This is a genomic window from Agromyces selenitireducens (assembly GCF_052748465.2).
Window position 1 is genome coordinate 3,755,599 of record NZ_CM188259.1, and the last position, 16,271, is coordinate 3,771,869.

A 16,271-nucleotide genomic window follows, 5' to 3' on the forward strand; every position below is an offset into this window, starting at 1 on the left:
TCATCGTGCCCAAGCCCTATCCGAGTGAGTTCCGTGACGACGTCGTTCGCGTTGCCCGAAACCGCGAACCCGGTGTCACGATCGAGCAGGTCGCGCATGACTTCGGGGTCCATCCGATGACGCTGCAGAAGTGGCTGCACCGCGCGAAGGTCGAGGAGGGCTCCGCGCCCGGTCAGACCCGGTCTGAGTCCGAGGAACTCCGCGAGCTGCGCAAGCGCAACCGGCTCCTCGAGCAGGAGAACGAGGTGCTGCGGCGTGCGGCGGCGTACCTGTCGCAGGCGAATCTGCCGTCAAAAGGCTCTACCCGCTCGTGAAGGAGCTCGCCGAGGACAGGAAGGTCCCTGTCTCGGTGACGTGTCGGGTGCTCAAGCTCACCCGCCAGCCGTACTACCGGTGGCTGGCCGACCCCATCACCTATACCGAGATGGTCGAGGCGTACCGCGCGAACGCGCTCTTCGATGCGCACCGCGACGACCCGGAGTTCGGCCACCGGCTGCTGGCCGACGAAGCCCGTGACGCCGGGCAGGCGATGGCGGACCGCACCGCGTGGCGGATCGCGTCGCAGAACGGCTGGTGGTCCTCGTTCGGGAAGAAGAAGGCCCGCGGAGGGAAGAAGGCCGGCCCGCCGGTGCACGACGACCTTGTCGGTCGCGACTTCACCGCCGACGCCCCGAACCGGCTCTGGCTGACCGACATCACCGAGCACCGCACCGCCGAGGGCAAGCTGTACCTCTGCGCGGTCAAGGACGTCTTCTCCAACCGGATCGTCGGCTACTCGATCGATTCGCGGATGAAGTCCCGGCTGGCCGTCGACGCGATCGAGAACGCCGTAGCCCGACGCGACGACGTCGCCGGCTGCATTGTCCATTCCGACAGGGGCGGCCAATTTCGTTTCAGGAAGGTGCTCCGCACCCTGGCCCGCCACGGGCTCGTCGGATCGATGGGCCGGGTCGGCGCCGCCGGCGACAACGCCGCCATGGAATCGTTCTTCAGCCTGCTGCAGAAGAACGTCCTCAACCGTCGCGCCTGGGCCACCCGCCAGGAGCTCCGCATCGCGATCGTGACCTGGATCGAACGGACCTACCACCGTCGCCGCCGGCAGCCTCGACTCGGGCGTTTGACCCCGGTCGAGTTCGAGGTCATCATGAACACGCCAGCCGCACTGGCTGCGTGACTACAACCTGTCACCTAACCGTGCAGCAGACCCTTCAGTACCTCGCGAGGTAGTTGGTACGTCTCTAGTTTTCGGTGGGTTGCGGCTGCGGTGGCGTCGGGGTCTCCGGGCGTCCGATCACATCCATGGCCAGATACTTCGAGACTTACAGCCGAATCACTCCTACTGCCTCGAGTTCGTCGACAGATCCGAAGTCCGCGAGGTCGGTCGCCTCGACGGCACGCGGCGACTGGACTCGCCTCGGACTCGGTTGCTCTCCGAGGCGTGACGGGCATCAACACTCACGATCGGTCACGACACCAGCGCCAACCCAGTCGCCAGTCATCGGCTGATTGGTCAAACGAGCGAATACGCTCACGATGCCCACTCCACAGGGCATGTCGACGGCGGGGTCAATGCGTGCGCTGAAGGTTAGGAACGCGTTAGAGCCTGGGGTGTAGTGGCCGATGTTGATTCCGGGATCGACGATGTTGTCGCTGATCGTCTCTCCGTTGGGATTACTCGCATTCAAGATCCTTGTGCTGTTGGCCACGAGTTCGACACCCTCTGGAAGCCACGCCTGTACTGAGACGTCTGTAGTCCTCACGTCCGTGAAGTTGCGGTAATAGATGGCTACGTCGAAACGCTCCGCCCGCCCTAGCTCAATTGAACGCTCCCAGCATGTGGAGCCGGATTCTGCAACGAGGACATCGAACTGCGGGGCATCAGCCGGTGGGTCCCGGAGCTCGGCTTGACACTGAGGGGACGCGGATGGCGTCGCTTCTGTCGCGTTCTCACCGCGGCGAACATCCGTTCCCCAGTCACCGAAGAACTGCGCACTGGCTGCCACTGCGATACCACCAATGGCAGACATGACGGCGACGACCCATCGAGGAACGCCTTGTTTCTCTGGGGCGATGACCGCACCGGAGGTAGCCTCTTCGGTCTCCTCGCCTGAAGTTGTCGGGCGCACCGTGGGCGGCGTCTCATACCCGGTGTCCGCGTCGCTCGCGCTTGTTGCGCTTACCGTCGTCGGCGCCTCGTGGTCGGTATCCCCGTCGCTCGTGTTTCTTGGGCTCAAAGTGGGCGGGGACTCCTGGCCGGCCTCCGCGTTACTCATACGCACAGCGTAGAGCCCGACACAGAGCGGAACCGCGATTGCCCCCTATGTCATAGCTCGGCCCCGTCAGTTGGATCCCAGGAAGGCAGTGTAGTGTCGACGATCGGTCGAGCGAGGACAAGCGGGGTCGGGCTGACTACATCCCATTCGCGTGGACTGTCTGGTGGCCATGGCACTTCTTCGCCGGGTTCTCCGAGGCTGGCGGCCTGCTCGTCGATGAACGGCAGGTAGCCGTCGTCGCCCATCTGAGGTAGACCATCTCCTCCATATATTTCGAGGGTCTCCATATAGTGTCTGACGAGCGCTTCGAAGCCAGGGCGGACGGGGACCTGGACCCGCGCCGCGCCGGCGTTGAGGAATGCATCAAAGTCTGGGTCGGGATGGGTGATCGTCGCTTTCCTTCTCCAGCCGCTTCGTTCCCCCCAGAAGTATGGATACAAAATCCATGAAAGGTGCTCCCATTCGAAAGCCTGCTGTAGGAACTGGATCTCCGGCCGCGACGCTGCCAGGGCGGGCAGGTCGGTGACGGGGTGGGCCTCGTCGGAAAGACTCCCGTCGGGGGCGGTGAATGGGAACTCTGTCGACATGTCGTAGTTCACCGGGCTGTTGCGCATGATGTCGATCGCACCGCGCTGCATTTCGGCCCGTGCGAGTCGCTCCAACCGTTGGCGCGATCCGATTGGCAGCTGGACCGGCTCGCCAGCAAAGGCTTGTGCTTCCCGAATCGCCGCTTCATACTCTCGGCGTTGCTGTTCGAAGCGCGAAACCGCTCGGGCGTATGCGTCGAGTGCCCATTCGTGCCTGGCTTCGTCGCTAATTTCTAGCGTGATGTGAATATTGCCAACGACGGTATGATAGTTGTCCACTTGGATACCCGCAAGCACGGTAGGTCCTGATAGTCGTGGGGCGAAGGAGAACTCCCCTTCTATAACTCGCTGCCAAGCATCGTCGTTCGAACGAATCGCGATCTGATTCCCAACGACGACGCCGCAGTCGGTTGAAGGAGTGGGATTGTCCTCCACCTCGACAGACACCCTGTACTCAGCTTTCGAAACCTCGTAGCCTTCGGGAACTCGGAGCTCCTTTTGGACTACGTACGCGTTGCCGGTCGAGGCATGTATTGGCAGCGTCAGCGTCGATTGGTCTGGGGGAATCGGAGGGATGTCCTGAACGCGCAGTACGCCAATCACACGATCCAGGTGTAGGTGAATATTGTCCACTGTGAGTTGGGCAAAGAATTCCGCGTCGGGCGGCAGGACGGATATTCCCAGGTCGCTGCGCGCTGCGGCGAGTGACCAGATGAGGGCGGAAGGTTCGGGTACGAGGATGTCATAGAGCTCTCGTTCGCCGTACCAGTAGATGCGTGCTCGGCTGACTCGTTCCAGATACTGGTAAACCCCGCGGATGTGATCGGGTTCGCCGATGCCGCTGAGGACGTGGGTGTTAACTTCGACGGTCTCCAGCTCGAACAATCGACGTGCTTCCTCCTTGGTTCGCGTGAGGGTTCTCTCGACTGCTCTGTCCACCGTTTCGTGTGCGTACTGCTCGGCGGATCCGGCGGCCTCTTCGGTCGAGTGGTCATACGCTAGTTCTGCGGATGCCGTTACGTCGATTGTGGGGCCGCGGCTTGTGACGACTACCGAGCCCTTTGCATTGAGGTCCTCCTTGATGACGTTTTCTACCTCGATGCTTAGCTCGGAACTGTCGGTGACTCGAAGGTCCTTGCTCTCCTCGTCTTCGACGTCGAGACCACTGAGGAATTCTTCACGACTGAGTACGCGGGATGTGTGCTCGCGGGTGCGGGTCTCGCCGACGAGGACGTTCTCAACGTATGCAATCTCAGCTCGCCGATACCCGGTGGTTGTCTGCCGAACGACCAGCAGGTCGCTACGGCCGGCTGGCTTCAGGTAACTGGGCGTCCGCGCGACTTCTTCGATCAGGTCATCGATGCAGAGGAGGTCAGCGACCTCCAGCCCTAGACTGGTCAACTGATCTAGCAGTGTCTTGGGTAGTTGCCGTCTGAGTCGAGTGGCGACATCCTCCCGTGCGCGAGCCGCGAGCAATGCAGCCTGATTGACATCCATTACAACGGGGAACCCGCCAACTCCGACGCTGACGAACCGATTCCCGTTCGGTACCTCCCTACTCTCGCGGGCAATCGAACGCCGCAGGGTCTGGATCTGGGCCCTTAGCGAGGCTTGAGTGAAATGGCGTCCCAGCGACAGCGTGGCCGTCAGCCGCTCGAATAGTGAAGCGTCAGCGCCGGCTTCGTCCGCCGCGCGCGCGATGTCCAACGCCTGGGAGATACGCTCCAACTCAGCTAGCTGTGCTGTCAACTTCTGCAGTGCGGCCACTGCTCTGGGGGTTGAAAGGTCGAAGCTGAATCGCGATCCTGATGTCGTATCGCTCGAACGTTCCCTCGCGCCAAGCGCACTGGCCGCTGGAGCGGTAAAGAGGCTAGGGACGTGGAGCGGCGCTACGAGGAAGCCTGCGAGACCCTCCGATCCCTTCCACGGCGCCGGACTCCCCATCGCCTTTGTCAGCCGAAATAGTTGGGCCACCAGCCGCAGCGGTCGCCATCGCTCCAGGGCGGAGTACTTGAACAGCAGCACCAAGTCGTTGAGAGTCACCTCGGTGTCGCCCTTCTTCAGCTCGTCCCTCAACTCCGGCCAAGTCGTGGCTGCAGCCGTTGCCACACGTGATCGCAGCTCAGTCACATTCTTGGGCATCGCGTCAGACGTTGTGCTCTGGAGCGCGATCCAACCGGCTTGGAGCGCTTCCATGCCGGGTACAGACTGCCAGCCGTCGAGCGAATCATCCAATGAGATTGCTGCCGGGGTCGTCCAGAGCATTCGTGCTGCCTCGACGGGACTCAACGCCTTTCGACTCGTGGCCGCCAGAATGGCATCCGGCACGTTGAGGGGCACGTGTATTGACCCTTTTGTTCGCGTCCGATCCGGGGGGCGCTTGGTCGTTAGGTTCATGATGCGCGATCCGAACCTCGCTGATGCATTCGCCATGCGCTACACCACCTCATGAAGGAAGTCGGCGCATCCACGCGTCGACCCGAACCCCGGGAACATACGCTTTGCGGTCTCAGTATTCCGCTGCAGTACCACCTCCGCAACAGAAGACGGAAATGTGAGCGGGCTCGCCAAGGTCACCCGGACGCTCAGTCGGAGTCGCGGGACGATTGCGAGGCTCCTTCTATCGAGGCACGATGCTCAGAAAGGTGCCGCAGTTGCGGAGATTGAACTCCGGTCGGCTCTCAGCCCGTGAGCACGTCGTTGCACGGTTCGTCACGGGCCTGTCACGGGCCATCGCAAGGTTCGGCTGTCTCGTCTACGGAAGCGATCGAGAGGGTTGTCATCGACGCCGACTCCCACTGGTCGCCTGCAGGGACGTCGACGCGCGCTCGCGTTTCGCCAGCCTCAACTCTGCGCGCGGCGCTACATTGGTCAATTCGGCGGTGGAGTCAGGGCCTTCAAGAGGACTTGGAAGTATGGGTTGGCGCCATGGAACCTCAGCTGCTTGACCTCCGCTGCAAGCGTCGCTAAATCGACGGCGGTGCATTGTCCACCTCTCTTAGCGAAGTCCGCCACTTCTCTTACTACTACCTCACGCACGATGGGATCAACTGGGTTGCGTTGGTCCGCCCACACGGTCGCGCCGTCGAGGAGCTGCTGAAAACGCAACTCATTTCGTACGGAAATCGTGCCGTCAAGGCGCTTGCCGTTGCGCGCAAAAAGTGGATACGTTCCAAGGAAGGCATGGAACTGTGCCAATGGATGTGTGGCGAAGTTATAGGGTCTCTTGTTGACCCCTAGGATGGTTCGCGCGATCGCGCCTTCAGTCCTTGAGAGACGCCCTCGGCGGATCTCCTTCTCAATGAATAGGCGCTGACCCACTCTCCCAGAGGGGTTCTCACGGACGTGCCGCTCCACGACGCTGGATGCGAATTGGAAGTGCCGGTAGTGCGCTCCCTCGTGGATTCCTGTAGCGAGGACGGCACGGAAGCTACGACTACGAAAAAGCTGTACGTTCACGGAGAGAATCTGTGACACAAGGCCGCCGCCATCGCCGTTCTTCGTTTCGTCGAAGAAGTCGAGCATCAATCGGTCCGGGATCCTCTGATCCCTTGACTGCCGGATTGCGATTTCGGAAGGCTTTAGGTCGAATATCGTTGAACAAAGGGCCACGAACGGCTCCGACACGCCCGAACCAGGCGGGGGCGGGTTCGGGTTCGAGTTCGAGTTCGTGCCGACGTTTGTATTCCACCACTTCTGCCATCCCTCAACGGCCTTGTTCCGGGCCTCAACAAGGCGCCAGGTGGCGGGAGCCTGGCGAGCACGGTCGGCCAGAGCAGCGGTCTGGATGCACTCCTCCTCCTCCGATCTGTCATCAAATCGGAAGGATGGACTGCGGCGGTTCGCACCCCCGCCTTGGGGCAGTTCAACGTCGAGGTCCCGCGCCACGGCGACCAGTCGGACAAACTGAACGCCCGCCAAGTCCACACGGCCCCGACCTGTTTCAGCGACGAGCCGTTCAGTCGGCGTGAAGCGCATCCGGTCGTCAAGATTTAGTCTCGGCACATTTGTTTCGAATGTGTGGTACTGCCCGTCTGAATCTTGGAGAACAGCTGAGATGCGTTCCGTTGACCAGCCAATTGTCACTGCCGAAAGCTCCGTCGGGTAGCCACTTGGCCCGGCGATTGTCATGTCGAACGGGATAACCTCGACTTCCAGCACGACATTAAGCTCGAACGGCCCGTTCGGAACGTCGAAGAATGTCGTCACGGCGGTTCCGATCTTTACGCCGCGAAGATTACCTAGCCTCGACACTCTCGACAGCGCTCCTTCGCTTCGGACCCGGCCATGGTCCGAAGACTACCGGTGAGGCGCACCCCGTTCGATGGTGTACCGGGGTCCGATGAGGAATTGCTCGGGTGTTCGTTCCCAGTTCCGCTCGGCACTGCCGTCGCCCTCGAATGCATGAGCGCGACGCGCCCGCTGGCAGGGCGAGGACTACCGGACGAACAAGCAGGCCGTGGACCGGCTCCACGAGCTCGCCGCCGAGAAGGGCATCACGGCCGCGCAGTTCGCCCTCGCCTGGCTGCTCGCCCAGGGCGAGGACATCGTGCCGATCCCCGGGACGCGCACCGCTGCCCGGCTGGAGGAGAACGTCGCCGCCGACGTCGTCCTGTCGAAGGCGGACCTCACGCGCATCGACCGGGTCCTCCCCAACGGGGCCGTCGGCGCTCGCTACGTCCCCGAGCACCTGCCTACCTGGGTCTGATCGTTCCTTCATCGGCGCGCGGCGGGCATGGGCCGGCGGGCCCGTTCGCCGCACGCCGGGCGGGATGTCGAAGGCGTCGCGCTACTGCCGGCCCGCGACGACATCGTGCGCGGAGGTAGCGACTCAGGCAGTACAGGGGCAAACAGGCTTTCAACGGGATAGGCTCACGGTTAACTCACGGTTTTGCCGAGTTCACCGGAATTCACTGCGTTTCACATTCCGCGTGATACCGCGGCTCGTGAGCCCGAGTGAAGCACTGTGAATCGCCACTTAGGAACTTCTGCTTCCCAAGCAGACAGCGCGGGTTCGATTCCCGTCATCGGCTCTTCGTAAATTGCCTGATCAGACGCACTTTCCATGCTCCGGCAGCAGGCGCGCAATCCCATGTATCGCACGGAAACAGTCCACGCGGATGCACCTCGATAGGTTTACGGGGCTGATCAGGGATTTCGACTACAACGGAGCCGCGACTCTCGATTGCAAAATCGCTCTCGTAGTCACTTAATAGTCACAAATTCCAGCGGACCCTCGCCTCTGCGGAGACGACGACACCGTCGCCATCACCGGCGCGAGCACCGGTTCACCGACCGTGTGACGAGCTCGGCGCGAACGTTCGGTCCGCTCGTACTATCCGGCAGCGCACGATTGAGCGATCGCACGTTGGGTCAGCGCGCCAGCGCCGGCCACGGTCGCCACAGCCCATCGGCGGGAACGAGGTGGCGTGCGTGTTCGAGGCGCTCCACCGTCACTTCGTCCGTTCGCGATCGACCCGAGCTGGTGCGGACGCCGGGTTCCTCCAGGCGGTATCCGAGCCAGCCGCTCCCCTGCGGGTTCACGGACTCGCGGTAGTGGCCGGTGACGACCATGCGCACTGTCCACTCCAGCTCGTCGGCGAGGGAACTGACATCGTCATCGCAGGCGTCGCACCCGCACACCGGGAAGTGGAAGTCGTGCAGCACCCCCGCGTGCAGGTGAACGCCGGGGAACGAGGTCAGCACGAACGTCAACGGCGCAGACTCAGTCGACCTGGGCATCAATCGCACCGAGTGAATCGGATCGTCGGGTCGGAGAAGCAGATCCGCCGCCACCTGCGGGCCGGTCTCGACCTCGACATCGAACACAGTCCGCAGCCACTCGATCAACGCGTAGGCGACCGTGTGCAGGCCCGCGAAGCGATCGAGGTTGCTGGTGCGCGAGTAGGCGTCCTCAGGTGGCCCGTTCACGCCCCACCGGTTGCCGTACTCGATCGGAGCGCCATCCTCATCGATATAGCCACCCATCGGGAGCGCGGGTCGCTCGTAGCCCATCACACCTCGACCGTGCGCGGTCCGGAGAACTCGACGCCGGATCGCGGCCGGAGACGATCCCTCCATGGAGTGAGTTGCGGGTTCAAGCCCCGTTGCTTCGTCTGCCCGCCGGGGATCCCTCTATGCGTCAGGCCGGTCGATCCCGATGTGGTCGATCAGCCGGCTGAGGAAGGGACCCGACCTCTACGAGTTGCACTTGTAGGAGCTCGGACGGAAAGCTGCCAGTGCCCCATGCAGCCAGTACGCGGTCGCCGAGGTCGGCGTGTGCGACGAATCCGAGGGCGTGCGAGCGGTGCCAGAGCGCGTAGGAGATATGCCCGAGAGCCATGCGCGCGAGCGACCAGCATCCGCGGTCGCTCGCCGTGCTCTTGGATTCCGCATCGGCTTCCTCCACCCGCTTGATCATCTCCGGCCGTGGAAGACCCGCGGGTATCGACTGGAGCATCAGCGAGCTCGCTGCCAGGGACGCGACTGACACCGTGTCGGTCAACGTGCTGTGCGCAATGCCGGCTTCGCCGACGCGTTCGCCGAGCCGAAGGAGCGTGCGGAGTGTCAAAGTCTGCTCGCCCGGCAGACGGATCTCGATGGATGCGTCGGACAAGACTCCGTGGTCAGTGCCCGTGCCCGTCGCCCACAGCTCCGAAGCCAATGGATCGGGCGCGATTGCGTGCATGTCAGTCATTGAAGCATCGCGACGAATGCCTGTCTAGCGACCGTGCACCCACGGCAGCCACCGACCCATTCGCCGGCCCAACGCACGATCCTTCAGTGCGATGACCTGTGCGAGACCGCACTCAGAGCAGGACGAAGCCGGAGGCCAGGAAGGTTGCTCCGATCGCGATCAGGCTCATCACGGCGACGGTGGTGAGGGCGATGCTCATCGTGCGACGACGCCCTTGCGAGGGAGCGAGATAGATCGCCGCGATCGCGATCGCACCCGTCGCAACAAGCACCAAGGTCCACCCAAGGGCGACCGATTCTCGAGCATCGGGCGCGCAGCTCGGCGGAGCAGGATCGATCGCCGGACAGATCTCCGGGACTTGCGCCACGAGCGCAACGAGTAGCGCGGCGCCGACGGTGACTGCTGCCGTCGGCACCCACGCACGGATCAGAGACGCTGTCCTCGTCATGCGCTCACTGTGACAGCAGCGCGACACCGGGCGCCGAACTGATGCGTGATCGTGAGGAATGGGTGTAGGTACGGGATCCCTCAGCGCGACCTCGCGCCGTCCGCGAGTATGTCTCAGCGGGCGAGGTCGAGTCCTCGTGTGATCTAGCCGGCAGCTCGCTGCGCCGCTCGCTCCACGAGGTAGAGCACGCCGGCGAGGAGCAGCACTGGAACGATCAGCACCGCGGTGATGATCAGGGTGTGGATGCTTCCGAAGATGAGGGCGAAGACTCCGCCCACGGCGGCGATGACGATCGCGGCATAGAGGGTGCTGCGCGATACCGGCCGGCGCGACGCTTCGGGAGTCATTCCCAGGCTGTGTAGCTGACGACCGCGGGTGCCTGGATGTCCGTGCGGTCGTTTCCCACGTAGGTGGTTTCGGAGGAGAGGATGCCGAGTCCGGTGTCGGAGATGATGATGCGATCGACGTACTCTCCTGGGGCTCGGCTGTCGGTGGTGAAGGAGACCCCGGTCCGTCCGAGCCGGTCAGTCACACCTCCTTCGACTTCGAGCTCGGGCAGGGTGGCGAGGAACTCGAGTACCGCCCGGGTCTGCGCACCGGTCAGAGTGCGCTCACCGAGCAGGTCGCGCACGAGGTTCAGGTAGTCCCCGGTGGTCGGATCGGGCACCACCGACCCGGCCTGCAAGAATTCGGGGTAGGCGGCAGCATCCGTCGGCGGCTCGGCGAACACGTACGGGAACTCCCCGGGTCGGAAGTCCTGCGCCCAGATCAGCTCCCCGACCCGGTACCCGTCGACCTGGATCTTGTTGCCTGCCGAGTCGTAGGGTTCGCCGCGGCGCACCTCGATCCGGGAACCCTCCGGCCGGTGCTCGACGACCCGAACCTCGGGTTCGACGGCGACCGACTGAACCACCCCTTCGTCCCCGATGGTCAGCGCCAGGGCCCAGGACTGGAACCGGATCGACTCGGCCGCCGGGGTCTCGGGCAGTTCCGCGCTGAGCCGCATGAGCAGATCCTTCGACGTCCCCTCGACGGGAGTGACCGTGAGCAGTGGCGGGGTCGCGGTGGCATAGACCGGCACCGGCCGCGCCGTGAGCATCCCGACCGCGACGGCCAAGAGAACCGCGATCGCCGCGGCGACCGAGAGGTAGATCGGTGACCGCCGCGGCCGCTGCGGCTGCACACGGCCCGTCATGATCTCCTGCATGGTCGATGCTGCCGCCGGGGTGAGCGGGTCGCCGCGGCGGGGCAGGGCCGGGCGGGCCTGCTCGAGGCGCCTGGTCAGTTCGAACTCGTCCATAACACCTCCTCCGGGTTCGTTGCGTCCTCGCCGAGGGCGTCCTGCAGCTTCTTCCGGGCCCGGTGCAACCGAACCCGCAGCGCCGCTGTCGTGCAGCCGAGGATCCGGGCGATCTCCTCCCGGGAGAGGTCCTCCCAGTACGCCATCCAGATCAACTCCCGATCCGCCGGATCCAACCGGTTCACCGCCGCCCGCACATCCAACACCGCATCCGTAGCCCCATCCACCGGGGTGGGGTGGTGTCGTCCCGCCCGTTCGACGCGCCTGTGGTGGCGGGCACGGCTCCGGTAGTGGTTGCCCACCACGTTGCGGAGGGTGACGTACAACCACTCGATCGTGAACACGCGGTCGGCCGCGTCCCGCCGCCGCCACGCCTGCGTGAACACCTCCGCGGCCGCGTCCTCCGCATCGGACACGTCGCTCAACCGGTTGAACGCCGCCGCCACGATCACCGGATGATACGTACGGAACAACTCCTCGAACGCGCCCTCAGCCATGCCGACCCGACGTCGACACGGCAGCGGAGAACACCCTCACATTCTCAACTGTTTCCAGACGACCGCTGAGCGTTACCGGCTCGCCCTCTCGTGAGCCAGCAAGGTGAGGACCGTCGCCCGCGTAACGCTCGGCGGCCAAGCGGAAACATCCCGAGTACGGCCGCCCAGGCGGCCCCGCCCCGGCAGCGTGCAGTGCCGCATCGCAGCCAGGACCGAACTGAAACGAGATGACATGACTCCGCACGACCCGACCCTTCCCGACCCGCGCCAAGCGACCGCCGACCCGTCCGACGTCCGGCTGCCGGCGCTCGTTTCGATCGACATCACCGCGTACCTGCCCGCGCCGGAGAGCGAACCGACCGCGTGACCAAGCCGCACCGGCCACACCCACGTCCGCTGAGCTCCGCGAGCGGTCTGCCCGGCCCGCGCATTCGAGCACACTGCGGGCACCGATCGAAAGGTACCTGACCCATGCAACTCCTCCGCACCGCTGCTGCCCCGCTCACAGTCGCAGCCACGTTCGCATTGGCCGGCTGCACTGCTGCGGCGGCCGATACCCCGGCGCCTGAATCCTCCGCCGCGTCGATCAGCCAGACCTGCAGCGACCTCGCGTTCCCGCTGACCATCGCTTGGAACGCGATCGCCACGCCTGAGGGCGAGGTCGGTGTCACGACACGTGATGGCATGGTCCGATCGGCGAAGAAGGAGCTCACCGCCATCGCCGAGACGACGGAGCCAGGCTCGCATCTCCGCGTAGTCGTTGAGGCGACCGCAACCGCGGCTGGCGCGCTCTCGCCCGGCGACAGCGCGACGCACGACGCCTTCACCGATTCCGTCCGAGCGGTCGTCGAGCTCTGCGAGTCGAACGGCGAACCGCTCGAACTGACCGGCTGGTACGGCGGCTGACATGCACCCTCCCGCCCACGCCGGCAGGCGGCCATCGGCATCTCGGCCATGCCGACAACTGCAAGAAGGAGCACCATGACCGCCCCGACCGACCCCGCAGCCATCGAACTCGCTCTCACCGAGCCGATCGACATCACGGCCTACCTGCCCAACCCGGCGGACGAACCGTCCTGACACCTGACCGGTAGCGGTCCGTCGGGCAGCGCAGGCCGATCCGCAACCGGGACGCTCACGATCAGAGAGTTCTCCGATGGTCATATCCGGGCAGCACGTTCCCACAGTGCGCTTCACACTGCTTGCCCTGTTCGCCCTCGCCCTCCTGCTGCAGTTCTGGGTCATACCTAGCGCTGCTGCCCGGGCTGCAATCGACTCCCCGGAGTATGCGTACCTCGAGCGCCCTTATGTCATCGCTACAGGAGTCGCGCTCGCATTGTTCGAGCTCGCCCTCCTTGCCGCATGGCAAATATTGTCTGCCTCGACCACAGACCAACGCCCTCCGCGACGGACACGGTGGGCGTTGATCTTGACCATCGCCCTCGCTTCTTCGGGCGTAGTGTTGGCAGGTACCTTCATCCACGCCGGATCCATTGCACGCGTCGGTGGCCCGCCAATGCTCTTCGGCCTGCTCGCCTCCCTCACCGTCGTTGTAGGCGCGGTCGCTCTGAGGCGTACGGCATCCGAGCTCACCGTTGCAGATGCCGAGGATTGATCGGCTCGCGAACCGATCTTGGATTTGTCCGACCGTTCGCAACGCGAACATTGCGCCTTTCAGCGTGGCCATTATGGGACGATGGGTGCAATCTGGGTCCCGCGGTTCAGCGCGGGAACGAACTTGGTGCGCATGCATCCTCGAAACGCTGGACGTCGCCTCGTAGTCACTTAATGGTCACAAAATCGAGATCACGTTGGTTCACTCGAGTTCACACTTCCCCGTGATTCTGGGGCTCGTGAGCCCGAGTGAAGTCGAGTGAATCACTACTGGATAACTTCTGCTTCCCAAGCAGACAGCGCGGGTTCGATTCCCGTCATCGGCTCTTCGCACATTCCCTGATCAGACAGGCATGAGGCCTGCAGAAGAGCTTCAACGGGTGCCTGGCTGGATGCACTTCTACAATCACCACAGGCGCCACTCCGCAATCGGAGCCGAACCCATCGGCAGGCTCAACAACCTGCCTGGACATCACACTTAGGGATCGGAGCTCGAGCGGACCCGAGCGCAATACGGGCATCTCAGTGCTGCACGGGGTCCACATCTTTGCGGCCAGGCGGGACGCCGGTCGGATCGGCCAAGCCGGGCAGCGGCATCCGCCGGACTGCCGTGCAGGGGTGCTCGTCACGGTGAACTCACCGTCTTGACGAGCTCACCCTGGCTCAATTGGGTTCACATTCCGCGTGATGCTGTTGCGCCCGTGCCAGACAGCATCGTGCTCGACGTGTTGAAGAAGAGTCCTCCTTCACGGGGCCGGTTCTGCTAGAGCGCGCCATTCAGATCGGTCCGCCGACAATCTGTCCTCAGTTCGAGCACGTCTTCCGCCGTGAGATCGGGTCGAGGGGCTCGCATGTCCCGGCGAGGAATACTCGAGCTATGCGACCGCCGCTGGCAGTGAAGGCTTCGCCGGAATCCCAAAAAGCTGGGCGCTCTCCGCGGCTCCCTAGCTGGCGAATCCGTCCTCGGGGATCTCTTCGACTTGCACTTCCATGTCGATCTCCCGCGCGATTCGAATCGATCCAAGCAGCCGTGAATTGTCGAGCAGGTACTTCATCGCGTCGAACCCAACCACCGCTTCCGGTGTCCCCCGGTCAGCCGCAATCGTCTTCGAGAGTTCGTGCGCCCTCGTGGCGACGTCGAGTAGAAGCGACTCGTTTTCGAGCCTCGCTCGCTCAATTGCCGCCTCAGCGAGACGATACTCCTGCTGACGGAGCCTGAACTCCTGGTGGGCCTGCTGCTTACGATAAAACGCTTCATCGATCGACTCATCAGCAAGCGCCTCAGCTTGAATCGCATCAAGGTTTGCTAACTTCGCTTCTGCCCTAGCCTTTACACGTTCTGGTCCTGCAAGTAGCAGGACTCGTAGCGCTTCCGCCATCGACTTCCCCTGGCCTCCCGCGTCTGGGACGAGGAACTGCCCCTCAAGCGGGTTGGAATACGACAGCGTCGAGGTCCTCACAACCTTCCTCCTGAGGTGAACCACAGGATGTCGCGTCCATCGTGCCGGCCCTTTCTGCACTCGGAATGAGCTGTCGCGCTCGGAATCTTCGTGCTCGCCGATCGACGTAAGCCACCAGTACTCCCGGCTACTTTGCTTCACACGCATCCGAGTCGGTCGCACCCTAAGCGAAGACACGGCCCAGCCTGCGGCGGCCATGTCTGACATCGTCAGCATCATCCGATCGGCCGCGGCTGAACTCACTAGAGATACTGTGTTCGCCCGACACGTCACGCGGAGCATGCCGAGACCGGTCATCTTCTCCAGAGTCGTCACCATGGGCAAATCCTAGGGGCGGTATCGCAATGGTCAGGCGGGTCCAGCACCCCATCTTGGTGTCAGAAAGGGCTGTGAGTCCCCCCGCCGTGTCCGGAGACAGAATTCCTTGGAAGGATCGTCTTCATGACGCGTCCCAGCAAGTATCCGCGCGAGCTTCGTGAGCGCGCGGTCCGGATGGTCTCGCGTCGGCGACAGCTCGGGGGCGTTGGAGAATCTCTGTCCTGCCGCCATGCTCGTAGTGACGACGCGCGGTAGGCCGTTGGGGGTGGCGAGTGGATGTCTTTGTGAGTGTCGGGACGGGGCTGAGCACGCGGCAGGAAGTGTTCGTGAGCGCGGTCGAGGAACGCCTACGCGCGATCGGGCTCTCGCCGCGAACGATCGGGCGCAATACTTTCAGTGCGGATGCCCCGTTGCGTGCGATAACCGACCTAATGGATCAGTGCGATGGGGCTGTCGTGATCGCCGTGGAACGCTTCTACTTTCCGGAAGGCGAAGAGCGACGGGGATCTCCGCGGCAAAGTGGTCTTACTGATGTGTGCATGCCCACCGCGTGGAACCAGATCGAAGCGGCGATGGCCTACAGTCGTCGACTCCCGCTTCTCGTGATCGTCGATCAGAACGTGCGCGCGGATGGTCTGTTGGAAAAGGGAAATGACTGGTACGTCCAGGATCTGCCAATCGAACCGGCTTCCCTGAGCACCCCTGCCTTCAATGGGATTCTCGAGAGCTGGCGTAGCCGCCTCCGCGCGAGGGAACACGACAAGTCGGCTCCGGTGAAGACTGCCGATCCGTCGTCGATGACTCTCGGCCAGATAGTTGGCGCATTGAAGCCCGGACAGTTCTGGGCGACGATGGTCGCACTCGCTGGCGCACTGACTGCCGCATTTGTATTGGGAGCGAATCTCCTCGGGTAGCGGTCGGCGATGAAGGGCGCCCGTCCCTGGTCAAGCGCCGCCGGGCCAGTGGCGTGGGGGGAGCGGGAGACGGCGCGAGGGTCGAGCCACCGCTATGAGAGCTCGGCCGCGAGGAAGAGCTCGGCCAGCTGGCCGTCGGGACGACGCGGCTGTCTCCGATCCC

At 63.6% G+C, this 16,271-nt stretch carries 15 protein-coding genes; 5 read left to right on the top strand and 10 right to left on the bottom strand.

The window, feature by feature from the left end; all coding sequences use genetic code 11:
• Nucleotides 1-5: 5 nt before the first annotated feature.
• A protein-coding gene (locus tag ACULK4_RS17635; protein WP_445963695.1) for an IS3 family transposase occupies nt 6-1,174 on the top strand; the annotation gives its coding sequence in 2 pieces (ribosomal slippage) (nt 6-290 and nt 293-1,174; 1,167 coding nt in all).
• A 274-nt stretch (nt 1,175-1,448) separates the two neighbouring features.
• Here the strand turns inward: ACULK4_RS17635 and ACULK4_RS17640 are convergent.
• The 3 genes from ACULK4_RS17640 to ACULK4_RS17650 all read right to left on the bottom strand — a co-directional run bounded on the left by ACULK4_RS17640 (nt 1,449) and on the right by ACULK4_RS17650 (nt 7,069).
• The gene (locus tag ACULK4_RS17640; RefSeq protein WP_445963696.1) at nt 1,449-2,273 is read right to left on the bottom strand and encodes a hypothetical protein; all 825 of its coding nucleotides are present in this window, start codon (nt 2,271-2,273) and stop codon (nt 1,449-1,451) included.
• A gap of 50 nt (nt 2,274-2,323) precedes the next feature.
• On the bottom strand, nt 2,324-5,200 hold the full coding sequence (locus ACULK4_RS17645) for a hypothetical protein (RefSeq protein WP_445963697.1): 2,877 nt from the start codon (nt 5,198-5,200) through the stop codon (nt 2,324-2,326).
• Nucleotides 5,201-5,731: 531 nt separating this feature from the next.
• The gene (locus ACULK4_RS17650; RefSeq protein ID WP_445963698.1) at nt 5,732-7,069 is read right to left on the bottom strand and encodes a hypothetical protein; all 1,338 of its coding nucleotides are present in this window, start codon (nt 7,067-7,069) and stop codon (nt 5,732-5,734) included.
• A gap of 250 nt (nt 7,070-7,319) precedes the next feature.
• On the opposite strand from ACULK4_RS17650, the gene ACULK4_RS17655 reads away from it, so the two are divergent.
• Nucleotides 7,320-7,568 carry an aldo/keto reductase gene (locus ACULK4_RS17655; protein WP_501043333.1) on the top strand — a complete coding sequence of 83 codons (249 nt, stop codon included), beginning with the start codon at nt 7,320-7,322 and terminating at the stop codon, nt 7,566-7,568.
• Nucleotides 7,569-8,233: 665 nt separating this feature from the next.
• Here the strand turns inward: ACULK4_RS17655 and ACULK4_RS17660 are convergent.
• The 6 genes from ACULK4_RS17660 to ACULK4_RS17685 form a co-directional block, all read right to left on the bottom strand.
• On the bottom strand, nt 8,234-8,875 hold the full coding sequence (locus ACULK4_RS17660) for a DUF6226 family protein (RefSeq protein ID WP_445964142.1): 642 nt from the start codon (nt 8,873-8,875) through the stop codon (nt 8,234-8,236).
• A gap of 127 nt (nt 8,876-9,002) precedes the next feature.
• Complete coding sequence (locus tag ACULK4_RS17665; protein WP_445963699.1) at nt 9,003-9,548, bottom strand: hypothetical protein; 546 nt, start codon at nt 9,546-9,548, stop codon at nt 9,003-9,005.
• Nucleotides 9,549-9,669: 121 nt separating this feature from the next.
• Nucleotides 9,670-10,005: a hypothetical protein gene (locus ACULK4_RS17670; protein WP_445963700.1), complete on the bottom strand. Its 336-nt coding sequence runs from the start codon at nt 10,003-10,005 to the stop codon at nt 9,670-9,672.
• 143 nt (nt 10,006-10,148) lie between these two features.
• On the bottom strand, nt 10,149-10,352 hold the full coding sequence (locus ACULK4_RS17675) for a hypothetical protein (protein ID WP_445963701.1): 204 nt from the start codon (nt 10,350-10,352) through the stop codon (nt 10,149-10,151).
• On the bottom strand, nt 10,349-11,122 hold the full coding sequence (locus ACULK4_RS17680; RefSeq protein WP_501043334.1) for a hypothetical protein: 774 nt from the start codon (nt 11,120-11,122) through the stop codon (nt 10,349-10,351). Before ACULK4_RS17680 ends, ACULK4_RS17675 begins: the two co-directional genes overlap by 4 nt.
• Before the next feature lie 164 nt (nt 11,123-11,286).
• Nucleotides 11,287-11,802, bottom strand: a complete 516-nt coding sequence (locus tag ACULK4_RS17685; RefSeq protein ID WP_445963703.1) for an RNA polymerase sigma factor — start codon at nt 11,800-11,802, stop codon at nt 11,287-11,289.
• A 232-nt stretch (nt 11,803-12,034) separates the two neighbouring features.
• Here ACULK4_RS17685 and ACULK4_RS17690 point away from each other — a divergent pair, with 232 nt between their 5' ends.
• Together ACULK4_RS17690 and ACULK4_RS17695 are read left to right on the top strand one after the other, a co-directional pair.
• A complete protein-coding gene (locus ACULK4_RS17690) occupies nt 12,035-12,169 on the top strand; it encodes a hypothetical protein (RefSeq protein WP_445963704.1) in 135 nt (44 codons plus the stop codon).
• 104 nt (nt 12,170-12,273) lie between these two features.
• Entirely contained in the window at nt 12,274-12,708 is a 435-nt protein-coding gene (locus tag ACULK4_RS17695) for a hypothetical protein (protein ID WP_445963705.1), read from the top strand.
• Between the two features lie 1,652 nt (nt 12,709-14,360).
• Here the strand turns inward: ACULK4_RS17695 and ACULK4_RS17700 are convergent.
• Nucleotides 14,361-15,194, bottom strand: a complete 834-nt coding sequence (locus tag ACULK4_RS17700) for a hypothetical protein (protein WP_445963706.1) — start codon at nt 15,192-15,194, stop codon at nt 14,361-14,363.
• A gap of 326 nt (nt 15,195-15,520) precedes the next feature.
• Between ACULK4_RS17700 and ACULK4_RS17705 the strand changes: the two genes are divergently transcribed.
• A complete protein-coding gene (locus ACULK4_RS17705; RefSeq protein WP_445963707.1) occupies nt 15,521-16,108 on the top strand; it encodes a hypothetical protein in 588 nt (195 codons plus the stop codon).
• The last annotated feature ends 163 nt before the right edge of the window (nt 16,109-16,271 follow it).